The organism is Bradyrhizobium sp. 172 (assembly GCF_023101065.1).
GTDB lineage: Bacteria > Pseudomonadota > Alphaproteobacteria > Rhizobiales > Xanthobacteraceae > Bradyrhizobium > Bradyrhizobium canariense_D.
Genome location: NZ_CP064701.1, coordinates 836,900 through 850,735 on the forward strand (window position 1 = coordinate 836,900; position 13,836 = coordinate 850,735).

12 protein-coding genes are annotated in these 13,836 nt (G+C 63.6%); 6 read left to right on the plus strand and 6 right to left on the minus strand.

The annotated features are described in order from the left end of the window. Positions 1 to 139 precede the first annotated feature (139 nt). Genes IVB07_RS03910 through IVB07_RS03930 form a run of 5 tightly spaced genes read left to right on the plus strand, consistent with a single transcriptional unit; the run spans position 140 to position 5,761 of the window. Positions 140 to 1,930, plus strand: coding sequence for a peptide ABC transporter substrate-binding protein (locus IVB07_RS03910; RefSeq protein ID WP_026232487.1), 1,791 nt, complete (start codon positions 140 to 142; stop codon positions 1,928 to 1,930). A 28-nt stretch (positions 1,931 to 1,958) separates the two neighbouring features. Beyond that, a complete protein-coding gene (locus tag IVB07_RS03915) occupies positions 1,959 to 2,918 on the plus strand; it encodes an ABC transporter permease (RefSeq protein ID WP_007597394.1) in 960 nt (319 codons plus the stop codon). Continuing rightward, positions 2,884 to 3,801, plus strand: coding sequence for an ABC transporter permease subunit (locus tag IVB07_RS03920; protein WP_007597392.1), 918 nt, complete (start codon positions 2,884 to 2,886; stop codon positions 3,799 to 3,801). Before IVB07_RS03915 ends, IVB07_RS03920 begins: the two co-directional genes overlap by 35 nt. Beyond that, positions 3,801 to 4,796 carry an ABC transporter ATP-binding protein gene (locus tag IVB07_RS03925; RefSeq protein ID WP_085350758.1) on the plus strand — a complete coding sequence of 332 codons (996 nt, stop codon included), beginning with the start codon at positions 3,801 to 3,803 and terminating at the stop codon, positions 4,794 to 4,796. The genes IVB07_RS03920 and IVB07_RS03925 overlap by 1 nt, the downstream gene beginning before the upstream one ends. Then, positions 4,793 to 5,761: a dipeptide ABC transporter ATP-binding protein gene (locus IVB07_RS03930; RefSeq protein ID WP_007597389.1), complete on the plus strand. Its 969-nt coding sequence runs from the start codon at positions 4,793 to 4,795 to the stop codon at positions 5,759 to 5,761. The genes IVB07_RS03925 and IVB07_RS03930 overlap by 4 nt, the downstream gene beginning before the upstream one ends. A gap of 24 nt (positions 5,762 to 5,785) precedes the next feature. Here the strand turns inward: IVB07_RS03930 and IVB07_RS03935 are convergent, their stop codons facing one another. The 3 genes from IVB07_RS03935 to IVB07_RS03945 form a co-directional block, all read right to left on the minus strand. Further along, positions 5,786 to 6,433, minus strand: a complete 648-nt coding sequence (locus IVB07_RS03935; RefSeq protein WP_026232488.1) for an HAD family phosphatase — start codon at positions 6,431 to 6,433, stop codon at positions 5,786 to 5,788. 65 nt (positions 6,434 to 6,498) lie between these two features. Then, entirely contained in the window at positions 6,499 to 8,403 is a 1,905-nt protein-coding gene (locus tag IVB07_RS03940) for a diguanylate cyclase (protein WP_247360901.1), read from the minus strand. Positions 8,404 to 8,561: 158 nt separating this feature from the next. Beyond that, a complete protein-coding gene (locus IVB07_RS03945) occupies positions 8,562 to 8,783 on the minus strand; it encodes a dodecin (RefSeq protein WP_018453224.1) in 222 nt (73 codons plus the stop codon). A 302-nt stretch (positions 8,784 to 9,085) separates the two neighbouring features. Between IVB07_RS03945 and IVB07_RS03950 the strand changes: the two genes are divergently transcribed. Continuing rightward, positions 9,086 to 10,087 (plus strand): glycoside hydrolase family 16 protein, encoded by a 1,002-nt coding sequence (locus IVB07_RS03950; RefSeq protein ID WP_018453225.1) that lies wholly within the window; start codon positions 9,086 to 9,088, stop codon positions 10,085 to 10,087. Positions 10,088 to 10,159: 72 nt separating this feature from the next. Here IVB07_RS03950 and IVB07_RS03955 read toward each other — a convergent pair whose 3' ends face one another. From IVB07_RS03955 to IVB07_RS03965, 3 genes are all read right to left on the minus strand, one after another. Further along, positions 10,160 to 10,717: an HNH endonuclease gene (locus tag IVB07_RS03955; RefSeq protein WP_007597381.1), complete on the minus strand. Its 558-nt coding sequence runs from the start codon at positions 10,715 to 10,717 to the stop codon at positions 10,160 to 10,162. Between the two features lie 214 nt (positions 10,718 to 10,931). Further along, on the minus strand, positions 10,932 to 11,909 hold the full coding sequence (locus tag IVB07_RS03960; RefSeq protein ID WP_018453226.1) for a peptidyl-alpha-hydroxyglycine alpha-amidating lyase family protein: 978 nt from the start codon (positions 11,907 to 11,909) through the stop codon (positions 10,932 to 10,934). A 52-nt stretch (positions 11,910 to 11,961) separates the two neighbouring features. Further along, complete coding sequence (locus IVB07_RS03965; RefSeq protein WP_247299277.1) at positions 11,962 to 13,749, minus strand: NAD(P)/FAD-dependent oxidoreductase; 1,788 nt, start codon at positions 13,747 to 13,749, stop codon at positions 11,962 to 11,964. Positions 13,750 to 13,836: the final 87 nt, after the last annotated feature.

Here is a 13,836-nt window from a genome sequence, read left to right on the forward strand (position 1 = left end):
AGACAGTCAGAAGACCGTTTGCATACACACGGTCGCAGTTGACGCGCACCCCATTCGGTGTGCCATCTACCGCCAGCCAAGCCCGGTGGTCGCCTCGCGCGACCGCCTGCATCCATACGGGAACCAGACGGGGACAACCATGCTGGATAAACAACTGCGTTCGATGATCGGTGACGTGAAGGACGGGCGGATGGATCGCCGCGGCTTCATTCAGCGTCTTGCCGCCGTGGGTCTCACCGCGCCTTTGGCCAACCAGATTCTCGCCCTTGGCGGCGTCGCCATGGCCGAGGGCGCCTCGACCTACAAGCCGACCAAGCGCGGCGGCGGTGGCGCGCTCAAGCTGCTGTGGTGGCAGGGGCCGACCCTGCTCAATCCGCATTTCGCCACCGGCACCAAGGACCAGGACGGCGCGCGTCTGTTCTACGAGCCGCTCGCCTGTTGGGATCCCGACGGCAACATGAAGCTGGTCCTGGCCGCCGAAATTCCCTCGATCCAGAACGGTGGCCTCGCCGCCGACGGCAAGTCGGTGACCTGGAAACTCAAGCCCGGCGTCAAATGGCATGACGGCACGCCGTTCACGGCCGACGACGTCGTCTTCAACTGGGAATATGCCAAGGATCCGGCGACCTCCGCACTGACCATCGCGACGCTCCGCGACATCACCGTCGAGAAGGTGGACGACCTCACGGTCCGCATCCTGTTCAACAAGCCGACGCCGTTCTGGGCCGACGCTTTTGTCGGGGCTCCCAATACCATCATCCCGAAACATCTGTTCAAGGACTATATGGGGTCCAAGTCGCGGGAGGCGCCGACCAACCTCTCGCCGGTCGGTACCGGCCCCTACAAGTTCGTCGAGTTCAAGCCGGGCGATCTTGTCCGCGGCGTGATCAATCCCGATTATCACATGGCCAACCGCCCCTATTTCGATTCGATCGAGATGAAGGGCGGCGGCGACGCCGTCTCTGCCGCGCGCGCGGTGATCCAGACTGGCGAATATGATTTCGGCTGGAACATTCAGGTCGAGGACGACGTGCTGCTGCGCCTGGAGAAGGGCGGCAAGGGAAAAACCGTCTACGCCGTCGGCGGCGACACCGAATTCATCGCGCTGAACTTCACCGATCCCAACACCGAGGTCGATGGCGAACGCTCCTCGATAAAGACCAAGCACCCGCTGTTTTCTGATCCAGCGGTGCGCAAGGCGCTCTCGCTGCTGATCGATCGCGAATCGGTCAAGAAGGCCATCTACGGCCGCGCCGGCCGCACCACCGCCAACTTCCTCAACGGGCCCGAAAAATTCGTGTCCAAGAACACCTCGTGGGAGTTCAGCGTCGAGAAGGCCTCGAAGATCCTCGACGACGCCGGCTGGAAGCCGGGCGCCGACGGCATCCGCGAGAAGGACGGCAAGAAGCTGAAGCTCCTCTACCAGACCGCGATCAACGGGCCGCGCCAGAAGACGCAGGCCATCGTCAAGCAGGCCTGCCAGAAGGCGGGTATCGACGTCGAGCTGAAATCGGTCGTCGCCTCCGTGTTCTTCTCCTCCGACGTCGGCAATCCCGACACCTATTCCAAGTTCTACGCCGACATGGAGATGTTCCAGATCCCGCTGAGCCAGCCCGATCCGTCGCAGCACATGCGTCGTTACCTTTCGAACCTCGTCGCCACCAAGGAGAACAAGTGGCAGGGCACCAACTTCCCGCGCTGGGTCAACAAGGAGTACGACGCGACCATCCTGGCCGCCGACGGCGAAATGGATCCGGTCAAGCGCGCGGCGCTCTACATCAAGGCCAATGATCTCATGTACCACGACATCGTTTTCATCCCGGTGCAGCACCGTCTGAAGGTCGAGGCGGCCGCCAACAATCTGCGCCCGGTCGTTTCCGGCTGGGCCAACGAGACCGACAATTTGTTCGACTGGTACCGCGAAGAATGATCACGCACGCCTAGAGCGGTCCTTCTTCATGAGCCAGTATGTCCTGCGTCGCCTCCTGATCGCGATTCCGAGCCTGCTCGGAATTTCGCTCGTGCTGTTCGTCGTGCTCGCACTCGCCCCGGGCGATCCCTTCTCCGAGCTAGCGACCAATCCGAACGTGCCGCCCGAAGTCGCTCTCGCGCTTCGGGCGAAGTTCGGCCTCGACGATCCGATCTACCTTCGTTACCTGCACTGGCTCAACGCCATGCTGCACGGCGACTGGGGTTTCTCCTTCGTCAGCCGGATGAACGTGGACACGCTCATTCTCCAGCGACTGCCAACGACGCTGTACGTGATCGGCTCGGCGCAGATCCTTGCGCTCCTGATCGCGATCCCGGTCGGGGTCTACGCCGCGACGAAACCTTATTCGCTGTTCGACCAGGTCGCCAACACGCTCGCCTTTGTCGGCTTCTCGCTGCCGACCTTCTTCACCGGCATCCTGTTCATCCTGATCTTCTCGGTCACGCTGGACTGGCTGCCTTTCGTCTACACGACCGACATCAAGGGCACGGGGATTCACTGGGTGCTGGAGATGATCCGTCAGGCGATCATGCCGGTGGCGGTGCTCGGCCTGTTCCAGGCTGCGTCGATGACGCGTTTCGTGCGCTCGGCGATGCTCGACGTGATCCGGCTCGACTACGTCACCACCGCGCGCGCCAAGGGCATCGGCCAGAGGCGGGTGATCATCAAGCATGTGATGCGCAACGCGATGATCCCGGTCGTCACGTTGATTGCGTTGCAAATCCCGGCGGTGTTCGGCGGCGCCATCGTCACCGAGCAGATCTTCCGCATCCCCGGCATCGGCTCGCTGCTGATCTCCTCCATCCTTTCCAACGACACGCCGGTGGTGATGGCCGTCACCTTCGTCTTTGCGTGCCTGGTCGTGCTGTTCAATCTCATCGCGGACGTTCTTTATGGCTGGCTTGACCCTCGCATCTCCCTCCGCTGAGCGGCGCGTCTACTCGCCCTGGCGCGAGACGTGGCGGCGCTATAGCCGCCACAAGCTTGCCGTGGTCAGCGCGTTCCTGCTCCTCGTTCTGATCCTGGCGGTGGTGGTCGGCCCCTTTATCTGGCGGGTCAAGATCGACGACATCGACATCGTGGCGGGCATGCAGGGGCCGTCGCTGGCCCATCCCTTTGGCACCGACGATCTCGGGCAGGATATCCTCGCCCGCATGATCTATGGCGGGCGCATCTCGCTCGCGGTCGGTCTCGCCGCGATGCTGGTCTCGGTCTTTGTCGGTGTGCTGATCGGCGCGCTCGCCGGCATGTCGCGCGGCGCGCTCGGCCATGGGCTGATGTGGCTCACCGATCTCTTTTTGTCGCTGCCGCAATTGCCCCTGCTGCTGCTGCTGATCTATCTCTTCCGCGACGGGCTGAAGGCAGCGTTCGGCCCCGAGGGCGGCATTTTCATCCTGATCGTGCTCGTGATCGGTGGCTTGCGCTGGATGCCGGTCGCCCGCCTCGTTCGCGCCCAGTTCCTGTCGATCCGCGAGAAGGAATTCGTCGAAGCCGCGCGCGCTCTCGGAGCCAGCCCGGTACGGCAGGTGGTGCGCCATATCCTGCCCAATGCGCTCGGTCCGGTGATCATCGCCGGCACCATCGACGTGGCCGCAGCCATCATCGCGGAATCGACGCTGTCCTTCCTCGGCCTCGGCTTCCCGCCGGATACGCCGACCTGGGGCCGGCTGCTTTATGACGCGAAAGACTTTCTCGACATCGGCCCGCACTGGGCGCTGTTCCCGGGCGGCGCGATCTTCATCGCAGTGGTCGCCATCAATTTTATCGGCGACGGCCTGCGTGACGCGCTCGATGCGCGGCGGGTGATCTGATGGCGCCGCTGCTCGAGATCAAGGGACTGAAAACCCACTTCTCCACCGACGACGGCATCCTCCAGGCGGTCGACGGTGTCGACATCTCCATCAACCGCGGCGAGACGCTCTGCGTCGTCGGCGAATCCGGTTGCGGCAAGACCGTCACCGCGATGTCGATCCTGAAGCTGATCGCGATGCCGCCGGGCCGCATCGCGGCAGGCGAGATCATCTTCGAGGGCCGCGATCTCGTGCCGCTGACGAGCAGTCAGCTCGACGAGATCCGCGCCAAGGAGATCGGCTTCATCTTCCAGGAGCCGATGACCTCGCTCAATCCGGTGCTGACCATCGGCGAGCAGATCGCCGAAAGCCTGCGCCGCCATGAGAATGTCACCAGGAAACAGGCGCTCGATCGCACCATCGAGATGCTCAAGCTGGTGCAGATTCCCAACGCCGAAGGCCGCGTGCACAACTATCCGCATCAGTTCTCCGGCGGCATGCGCCAGCGTGTGATGATCGCGATGGCTCTCGCCTGCAAGCCGAAACTGATCATCGCCGACGAGCCCACCACGGCCCTCGACGTCACTATTCAGGCGCAGATCCTCGACCTGCTCCAGGACATGAAGGAACGCTTCGGCATGGCGGTGATGCTGATCACCCATGCCATGGGCGTCGTCGCCGAGACCGCGCAACGCGTCGTCGTGATGTATGCCGGCAAGGTGGTGGAGGAGGCGCCCGTCGACGACCTCTTTGGCAATCCCGGCCATCCCTATACCCAGGGACTGATCCGCTCGATCCCGCGCATCGATCTCGCCAGCGAGCACAAGGTGCGGCTGGAGGCGATCGGCGGCTCGGTGCCGATCCTGATCAATCCGCCGGTCGGCTGCCGCTTCGCTCCGCGCTGCCGCCACGCCATGAGCGTCTGCACCGAGAGGGAGCCGCTGCTGCGCGAGATCGCGCCCGGCCACCGTATGGCCTGTCATCTGGGAGATACGCAGTTGGGAGGCGCAGCATGACCGAGCCCCTGCTCCGCGTCAGCGGCCTGAAGAAATATTTTCCCGTGCATGGCGGCCTGTTGTCGCGCCAGGTCGGCAGCGTTTATGCCGTCGATGGGGTCTCGTTCTCGGTCAACCGCGGCGAGACGCTCGGCCTCGTCGGCGAATCCGGCTGCGGAAAGTCGACGACGGGACGCTGCGTGCTGCGCCTGATCGAACCGACCGACGGCGAGGTCGTGTTCGACGGTCAGGATGTCCGCCAGCTCGGCGGCAACGATTTGCGCGCGATGCGGCGGAACATGCAGCTTGTGTTCCAGGACCCGTTCGCCTCCCTCAATCCGCGCATGACGGTCGGCGCCATCCTCGGCGAAGCCCTCGTCATCCATAAGCTCGGCTCATCCGCCAAGGAGCGTGAGGATCGCGTCGCGAGCCTGCTGGTGAAGGTCGGGCTCAAGGCCGAGCACATGCGCCGCTATCCGCATGAATTCTCCGGCGGTCAGCGCCAGCGCATCGTGATCGCGCGTGCGCTCGCGGTCGAGCCGAAACTGATCGTCTGCGACGAACCGGTGTCTGCGCTCGACGTCTCGATCCAGGCGCAGGTCATCAACTTGCTGGAAGATCTCCAGGCGGAGCTGAACCTCACCTATCTCTTCGTTGCGCACGATTTGTCGGTGGTCGAGCACATCTCCGACCGGGTCGCGGTGATGTATCTTGGCCGTATCGTCGAGCTCGCCAAGGCCAGCGACCTCTACCGCAATCCGCAGCATCCCTACACGAGGGCGCTGTTATCGGCGGTGCCGGTGCCCGATCCCAAGCTCAAGCGCGAGCGCATCCGCCTCAAGGGCGACGTTCCGAGCCCGATGAAGCCGCCGTCGGGCTGCCACTTCCACACCCGCTGTCCTATCGCCCAGCCGCGTTGCGCGGAAAGCGCACCGGAGCTGAAGGAGGGAGCAGGCGGGCACTTTGTGGCGTGCCATCTCGCCTGACGCCGGGAAAAGCGGATCGCGCATTCATGCGTGAAGCAGGCCGTGCTCCGACAGGGCCCGCCTGAAAGCCTCAACCGAGGTGTGGTGATGCGCGAACAGGCCCGCCTCTCGCGCACCGGCGACATTGGCCATGAGATCGTCGACGAACAGGACGTTCTCCGGTTTGACGTCGAGCTCCGACAGACAGAGGCGGAAGCAGCGCGGGTCCGGCTTCGCCGTCTTGAACCGGGCCGAGGCGTAGATTCGCGAGCCGAACAGCGGTGGCAATTCCGGCAGCAGCGCTGCGATATGGTCGGCGACCAGCGTCGTGTTGTTGGTCAGGACGGCAATGTCGACGGTTTGACGCAAGCTGCCGACAATCTCCAGCATGGCACGATCGGCCTGCATTGAACGGCGTCGCGCCTCGATCCACTCGTCCAGTGACAGCGGATAGCCGATGCGGTCGCCGAAACCCCGCAAATAGTCCGCGGCATCGAGTGTGCAGGAATCGCCGAGCAGCTCGAAGCCGCTGTCCCAGATCGCCTTGTGGACGGATTCGCTCGTGGTCCCCGCAACCTTCGCCAGCCATGCGACACGCTTTGCCGTGTCGTAGTCGCAGAGGACATTGTCCATGTCGAAGAGGACGAGTTTGATTTGACCGGTCACCGCAGCACTCTCGGATTGGCCGAACATCCGGCCGTGATCCAAGCCATACCGCGCTGGAGCGCAGGCAACAAATCGGGCCAGCGGTCGATCCGTCACGCGCTCCTGGCGGGCCAGGGAACGACCTGTCCCGACATCACCAGCCGGTCACGGCCGTTGTCCTTGGCGGCGTAGAGCGCGCGGTCGGCGGCGCCGACCAGCGTGCTGCAGTCCGCCGTGGTTTGGGACGGCAGACTCGTCGCGCCGCCAACGCTTGCGGTCACCAGGCGCGAGGGGGGACTTTGCGCATGCGGCATGGCGAGATCGTGCAGAGCCTTGCGAATCCCTTCGCCGACCTCGGCGCAGCCCTCGGGACCGGTGTTCGGCAACAGCACGGCGAATTCTTCGCCACCGTAGCGCGCCGCGACGTCGGCCTGGCGCTTGGTGTGGGTTGATAGGATCCGGCCCAGCGCGCGCAGGCATCCGTCGCCCGCCAGATGCCCGTATTGGTCGTTGAACTTCTTGAAATGATCGACATCGATCAGCAGGAGCGAGAGCTGCGTGCCATCGCGCCGGGCCCGGGCCCATTCCTCGGCGAGGCGCTCGTCGAACGCGCGCCGGTTGACGAGTCCGGTGAGGCCGTCGGTCGTTGCAAGCGAGGCGAGCTTGTCCTGAAGATCCTTCTGCTCGGTGATGTCGCGCACCACCGCGACGACGCCGTCGATCTCACCGCTGTCCGACGCCAGGGTCACGTGCAACGCCGCCTCCGCCCAAATCTCGCCCTTGTCGCGATGACGGTGGCGATAGACGAACCGCGTCTCCTCGGCCTCGCCATTCTTAAGCGCGGCGATAGCCTGCTCGACCCGCTCCATGTCGTCGGCGTGAATGCCGGCCAGGGCCGAGGTGGATAGCAGCTCGTCGGAGGACCAGCCCGTGATGCGTACGCACGAGGGGGAAACGTAGAGCAGCCGGTTGTCCAGCCCGATCCGGGTCACCATGTCGCTGGATTGCTCGGCCAACAGGCGGAAGTTTGCTTCGTTGACGACGAGGGCCTGGGCCGTGCGCTGCCGCTGTACGAGCTGACGGACCAGGTAGAAGCCGATCACCGCGATCAGCAGCACAAGGCCGAGGACGAAGGTGGTGCGCGCAGCCGCGGCTTGCCGCCACGGCGCCAGCACGTCGTCCCGCGACTTGCTCGCCAGCACCATTAGGGGATAGCGGCTGCTGCGTTGGTAATAGCTCAGCCGCTGGACGCCATCGAGCGGCGACTTGAAATAGTAGACTGCTGCGGCGGGGCGACTTTCCCATCCCTTGAACAAGGGCGCATTGGACAGGTCGCGTCCGACAAAGGCGCCACTGTCGTCGCGGCTGCGCGCCAGCATGATGCCGCTATCGTTGAGCAGCGATGCCGAGCCGTTCGTACCGATGTCGAACCGCTCGTAGAACTTGACGAAATAGCCGACGTCGATCGTGAGCAGGGCAACGCCGGCGAAGCCGCCGTCGGCATCGTTGATCCGGCGGGACGCGGTGACGACCCATTGGCCCCCGGCTCGACTCTTCACGGGCGGTCCGATCAGCGTGCCCATCTCCGGCGAGTGCCGATGACGCTGGAAATATTCGCGGTCGCTGTTGTTGAGCTTGGAGAAGTCGAGCCGCTCGGTCGTGACAAGCCACTGCCCGCTCGCGTCATAAACGAAGATGCCGCGGATCCGGTCCGATGATTTTCGTGTCGGCAGATAGGCCTGAAGCTTGGTGATCGTGTCCGGACCCGTCCCGTCGATTTCGAGCCGGTGGACCAGGCCTACGAGGATTGTATCAACGAGTTCGAAGGTGTCGTCCGCGTGCTGGATCAGCGAATGCGCCAGATTGGCGACGTCGATCTCGGCGTTCTTGAGATCGGCATTGCGTGTTTCCCATTCACGCCAGGCGCTCAAGCCGAGGATGGCGAAGCAGGTCAGGATGACGAAACCCGCTGCCCAGAGCGGAAGGCGCGTCTTTCCGAGTTCGCGGCCCGTGGTCATCAGGCTTGCTCCATTTCGGCGCAAACCTCTCACTTTGGCCTTAACGGGCTGTTGCAACTTCCGTGCGGATTGTGCGCTTCCGGTCGGAACAATCCTCGACAATTGACGGGCTATCGTCGAGCTAACCAGGCTGACCCCGCGCGCCGGGCCTTTCTGCCTCACTCATCCAGCGTGAAGCCGACCCGCAGCGTCACCTGGTAGTGGCGCACGGCACCGTTCTCGATATGGCCGCGCGTTTGCACCACCTCGAACCATTTCATCTCGCGAACGGTCTTTGCGGCCCGGCTGACCGCGTTCTTGATCGCATCCTCGATCGACGTCTCGGACGATCCGACCAGTTCCAGGATCTTGTAGACGTGATCCGTCTCGCTTGTGGCCATGACTATTCTCCCCTCGTGCTGTGGCGGGACCGGATATGTCTGTCGCGGACAACTGGCGCCCGCGCGACATCCGGCCTCGACTCTGAACGGATGCCGGCGCCCCGAGTTCCGTCCCGGCAGGAGCCTGCCGCTCGCCTTCCGAGCGCTGCCTAGGCGTCCCAATTTTTCTAAGTGCACGAAAATCTGGATCGCGTGTGCAAGCGGCGCTCCTGAATTGGCGCGCGGTCGCCGGCCCGCTCTTGCCGGTTCCGATATGAGTAAGCTAACCTTGGCCTTTCCTCTGGCGTCTTCGAAGTGCGGTGATGATCGAGCGTTGGACGAGGGGCGCTCTGGCTGCGATCGGTCTCTGCGTTGTGCCCGCGCCGGCCATCGCGCAGGACGATCTCGACGGTGCCCCGATGAGCATGTCGCTGCAGGTCACGACCGATCCCTCCACCATCGAGTGCCGTCGGCTGGAGAAGGTCAATCCGGCCTCGCTGGTCTTCTTGCCGCTACGCCGGACCTTCAACGAGGATTTTGACGAGCATCCGCTGGCAAACGGACGCTGGGTGCCGCATTACGCCGGCGGCGCGGCCTGGCCGGAGGCGCGTTACTGGGGCGGCGACGGCTCCGACTTCAAGCGCAAGACCAGCGCCAATGGCGAGCAACAGATCTATGTCGATCCGCGCTATGCGGGGCGCAACGCGGCGCCGCTCGGGCTCGATCCGTTCAAGGTCAAGGACGGCGTGCTGTCGATCGTCGCCAGCCGTACCCCGCCGGGGTTGAAGCCGGTGCTGTTCGACAACGAGTACATCTCCGGGATACTGACGACCCAGGGCACGTTCGCGCAGAAGCACGGCTATTTCGAGATCCGCGCCAAGGTGCCGGTCGGGCACGCAGTGTGGCCGGCGTTCTGGATGCTGGCGGATGACGGTGGCTGGCCGCCGGAGGTGGACGTGCTGGAAGGCCGCGGCGAAAAGCCGGGCGATCTCGTGATGACGACGCATTGGCGGATTCCCTCGACCCAGAAGATTCAGTCCTGCGGCTTCGACTTCGCGGTCGGCGACGCGTCGAGCGCATTCCACACTTACGGTGTGCTGTGGGAGGAGGATCGCCTGGTCTATTTCATCGACCGCAGACCGGTGTCCGACATCAAGGTGCCGATCGGTTTCGACGATCCCATGTACATGATCGTCAATCTCGCGATCGGATCCAAATTCTTTCTCGGCGTCGGTCCGGTCGACGCGGAGTCGCCGCCTACCGTCGCATTCGAGATCGACCGGATTTCCGTCTATCAGATCGATCTGGAGCAGGCGCGCAGATAGAAGCTCGCTGATCTCTCCCGGCGTTGGGCGGCGCGAGTCAACGATGGATTGCCGAGGGCCTGCACGCCGACGTTACGGATCCAGCTCCGTATCCCAGTAGAGATAATCCAGCCAACTGTCGTGCAGATAGTTCGGCGGGAACAGGCGGCCGTTACGGTGGAGCTGGTGCACGGTCGGCGCGAAGGCGTGCTGGCGTGGAAACATCTTGGCCTGCACCGGCGTCAGATTGCCCTTGCGCAAATTGCAGGGGGAGCACGCCGCGACCACGTTCTCCCAGGTGGTCTGGCCGCCTTTGCTGCGCGGGATGATGTGGTCGAAGGTGAGGTCTTCGGGCGAGCCGCAATATTGGCAGGCGAAACGATCGCGCAGGAAGACGTTAAATCGGGTGAAGGCAGGGTGGGTGGTCGGCTTGACGAAGGATTTGAGCGAGACGACGCTCGGCAGCTGCATTTGCAGCGTGGGGCTATGGACCGCCTGATCGTAATGCGCGACGATGTTGACGCGGTCGAGGAATACCGCCTTGATCGCGTCCTGCCACGACCACAAAGACAGTGGGTAGTAACTCAGCGGCCGGAAGTCCGCATTCAGCACCAACACCGGCCAATGGCCTTGCGAGACATGTGCGTTCAAGTAACGCTCCTGGCCTCCAATGTACGCTGCGAAGCAGCACGCAACTGACATACTACATGCAGCGTGACGGGATTGTGAAGCCCGTTGAGCGACTTATTCCGGCACAAGCAATGCGGCCGGGGGGTGGCAAAGCGCGCAAAACGCTGTGATTTCCAAGTCCGAGGCCGTTGAGGGAGCGTCATCCTGACAGCGCGACGTGGATGTGCCGAGGCAGCTACTCCCGCACGCGCTCCAGCTTCTGCAAACATCGCGTCGCGCGCACCACGGCCGGCATCTCCTCGTCCGGAAAGCTGGTCTTCCAGTCGGTGACGCCGACCTCGCCGACATAGATGTCGCCCCTGGAATCCAGTGCGATGCCGTGCGGCGCCAGGAACTTGCCGCTCGCAACGCCCGGGCCTTCCTCGCCACCGAGCCGCGCGATGCGGTTGCCCTTGGCGTCCACGATCGAGAGCCGCGGGCCGAGATTGGGCACCTTGCGGTTGACGGCCAGGCCAGGGCCGAGTTCCCCGATGACGAAGGTCGGGCTCTTAGCCCCACCGCAACAGCATAGCGCACAAGGGCGGTGCAGATTGTTCCACTGCGTCTCGTACTTGCCGTTGCCGTCGAACACCTGCACGCGGTGGTTCTCGCGGTCGGCGACATAGACAAAGCCGTCGGCGTCGGTGGCGATGTTGTGCACGATGTTGAACTGGCCGGGATCGGTGCCGGGTTCGCCCCAGCTTGTCATCAGCTTGCCGCCGGGCGTGAATTTGTGCACGCGCGCATTGCCATAGCCGTCGGAGACGTAGATTTCACCCTTCGGCGACAGCGCGGTGTGGGTGCAGCGGTGGAAGGGATCGCCGCTCATGAACGGCGACGGTTTCTCGGGGATGCCGATCGTCAGCAGCACCTTGCCGTCGGTGGTGCACTTGCGCACGGTGTGGTCGCCGTCATCGGTGCAATAGAGATTGTCGTCGGCATCGATGTGCAGGCCGTGGGCGCGCGAGAACAGGCCTTCGCCCCAACTTCGCAAGAAATTGCCCTCGCGGTCCAGCACGACCATCGGATGGGCCCCGCGGTTGAAGACGTAGACGCGGTCCTTGCTGTCGACCGCGACCGAGGCGACGTCGGTGAGCTGCCATCCGTCCGGCAGCTTTGCGAAGTTTTCAACGACGCGGTAGCGGTGCTCGCCGGTGCCGAGAATGGCTGGCATGAATTCTCCTCTTGTTCGTTATCGTGGTGCGACACTGCTTCTACGGTGTTGTTCAAGCGGTGCTCGCCGCTGCCGCTCCAGCCTGCCCCAAAATCCCTTCCTCGATCGCCTTGATCTGCAGCGCCAGATATTTCGAGTTGATCCGGCATTGCGCGAGGCTGCCGGCGATGAACCAGAGGCCGGGCTGCCTGGTGCGCGTATACATGTTACGCAGCTCGAGGCCGTCGCCAAAGCCCCAGATCGGGCCGACCCGGTCGGCGACGGCGTCGCCGAACAGTTTCTGCACCAGATATTCCTGTGTCTTGTAACCGGTCGAGAGCACGATCAGGTCGGCCGAAAGGGTTGTGCCGTCCTTCATGCGAACGCCCTCGGTGACGAAGCTCTCGATGTCGGAAAACTGCCTGAGCTTGATCGCGCCCTCGATGATGAGGTTGGAGCAGCCGACATTGAAATAATAGCCGCCGCCACGGGTGAGATATTTGAACTGCCAGCCGGTGCCGGCCTCGCCGAAATCGAGCTTGAAGCCGACGCGCCGCAACCCGTCGAGCAGTTCCTTGTCGAGCTCCTTCGACTGCTCCGTCAGCATCACATGGGTCTTTTTCGCGAGCGGTGTCGGCATCGAGGTCGCGATCAGATCGTTGTCCTCGAGCGTGCCCTCATTGTAGGTCGCATAAGCGAGTTGGGCCGACGGCTCGATATTGGTGACGAGCGTAGGTGAACGCTGCACCAGCGTCACTTCGGCACCACTGGAGTGAAGATCCTGCGCGATGTCGTGGCCGCTATTGCCGGTGCCGATGACGATGGCGCGTTTTCCTGTCCAGGTCTCGCCGTCCTCGTAGCGGCTCGAATGCAGCAGCGTGCCCTTGAAGTTATCCAGGGTCGGAATGACAGGCACATTGGCGATGCCGCTGACGCCGGTCGCCATCACCACATGGCGCGGGTGCATGATACGCTCACTGCCGTCGGTGTGCCGCAGTGTGACGGTCCAGTGGTCTTTCGCATCGTCGTAGGCGCCGCCCTCGAATTCGGTTCCGGTCCAGAAGTTCAGCTCCATCGCCTCGACGTAAGCTTCGAACCAGTTGGCGAGCTTGTCCTTGGGGATATAGGTCGGCCAGCTCGGCGGAAACGGCATGTAGGGCAAATGATTGACCTGCACCTGGTTATGCAGGGTCAGCGCGTGGTAGCGCTTGCGCCAATTGTCCCCGATCCGTGCCTCGCGATCGACGATCAGGGTGTCGATGTTCAACTGTTTCAGCCGCGCCGCGATCGCGAGCCCGGCCTGGCCGCCGCCGACCACCAGCACGGCGGGATCGCGATCGGCGTAGTCGCGCGAGCCGTTGCGCAAGTCCAGCCAGTTCGGTCCACGGAAGTCGCGCGAATAGGCCTGGCCGCGCGGCCGCGAGGTGCCGAGCTGCTCCTCGAAGCCCTTGAGCTCGTCGAGCGCGGTGAGGAGCGTCCACGCTTTCAGGCGGTCGCCGTCGGTGGCGTCGGGCACAAGCCTGACGATGCCGCTGCCGCGCCCCAGTGCGGTTTCGAAATTGAAGATCACCTCGATAGTGTTGGTCCCGGCACGCGTCACCCAGCGCGGTGGCGCTCGGTTCGGCGCAATCTTGAAGCTGCCCGGCGCAGCCTTTGCCGCGAGCGTTGTCAGCTCCCGCTTGATCGAGTCGCCGCCGCCGATCGTTTGCAGGTTCCAGCTTAGTGCCAGCACATCGCGCCAATAGCTGTCGGCGAGGAAAAGACGATCCAGCGCAGCGCTATCGGCTGCGCCCAGCGTTAGCTCGACCTCATCGAGCCAGGCTTGCGCGGATGCGACAATGTCCTTGGTCCTGTCCAGCATGCGCGACCTCGTGCCGTCTCCGCGGCGTTTCCTCTACGGTCGAAAGCTATACTGTTTCGCAGACGGCCAATAGCCGATTACCCGAGC